Genomic DNA, 1,174 nt, shown 5'->3' with positions numbered 1-1,174 from the left:
CGAGGATATAAGCGACTGGCGTAAGTCATACGACATGAAGTGTCGTATAGAATATCTTTGGGTTCTCTATTTAAAATGTCCTTGTTAAAATAACCACATGAAAACACTTAAATTACGCATAAAAGACAAACATTGCAAGATGCTAGACCAATTAGCATCAGAGGTTAATTTTGTTTGGAATTATGTCAATGATTTAAGTTTTAAGCGTCTAAAAAGAACAGGTCAATTTTTCTCAGCATACGATATTGCTCAATATACCAAAGGCACATCGAAAGAATGTAACTTGCACAGCCAAACTATTCAGGCGGTCACAGAAGAATTAGTTACCCGCAGAAAGCAATTTAAAAAAGCTAAATTGAAATGGCGTGTCAGTAACAAAAAATCAGCTAGGCGTTCTTTGGGATGGATACCATTTAAGAAAGTAGCGGTTAAATATGCTGATGGATATGTGCAATATGGAAAGCATCAATTCAAACTATGGGATAGCTATGGACTAAGTAAATACAACGTTAAAACAGGCTCGTTTGTCGAGGATAGTCGTGGACGTTGGTACGTTTGTCTTGTAGTTGATTCACATAAGCAAGAAAAACCAACCACAACTAAAGCAATAGGCATTGATCTCGGTTTAAAAGATATAGCCACTTGTTCTGATGGCACTGTGATTTCAAATCCTAAGTTCTATCGAAAATACGAGCAGAAATTAGGGATAGCTCAACGAGCAAAAAATAAAAAACGTGTACGTGCATTACACGCTAAGATTGCAAATTGTCGAAAAGATCATTTGCACAAAGCAAGCACCATGCTTGTGAAAAATAATGTATACATCATAGTAGGTAACTTGAGTGCCAAGAAACTTGTAAAAACTAAAATGGCAAAGTCTGTTTTAGATACAGGATTTTCAGCACTAAAAACAATGCTCAAGTATAAATGCGAGAACGCAGGGGTATTGTTTGAAGAAGTCAACGAAGTTTATACCACCCAAACTTGTTCGTGCTGTGGCTCACGCTCTAGTAGTCCGAAAGGTAGGACAGGACTTGGAATAAGAGAATGGTCGTGCATGGAATGTGGTACATGCCATGATAGAGATATAAACTCAGCGATTAATATTCTTGCGCTCGGACATGAGCGTCTAGTAGTAGGAATCCCCGTCCTTTAGGTCGGGGAGGATGTCAAT

At 38.0% G+C, this 1,174-nt stretch carries 1 protein-coding gene; it reads left to right on the top strand.

What is annotated here, in order from left to right; translation table 11 throughout:
- Nucleotides 1–97: 97 nt before the first annotated feature.
- A complete protein-coding gene (locus HX124_RS18050; RefSeq protein WP_286384455.1) occupies nucleotides 98–1,156 on the top strand; it encodes an RNA-guided endonuclease InsQ/TnpB family protein in 1,059 nt (352 codons plus the stop codon).
- Nucleotides 1,157–1,174 lie beyond the last annotated feature (18 nt).

This window comes from Acinetobacter sp. 226-1 (assembly GCF_030329325.1).
Classification (GTDB): Bacteria; Pseudomonadota; Gammaproteobacteria; order Pseudomonadales; family Moraxellaceae; genus Acinetobacter; species Acinetobacter sichuanensis.
Note: the sequence above shows the minus strand (reverse complement) of the source record. Positions and strands in the feature narration are given on the sequence as shown.

What these genes read in the sequence shown, in the direction of transcription:
- HX124_RS18050 (WP_286384455.1), top strand. Translation starts at nt 98, where the DNA reads ATGAAAACACTTAAATTACGCATAAAAGACAAACATTGCAAGATGCTA.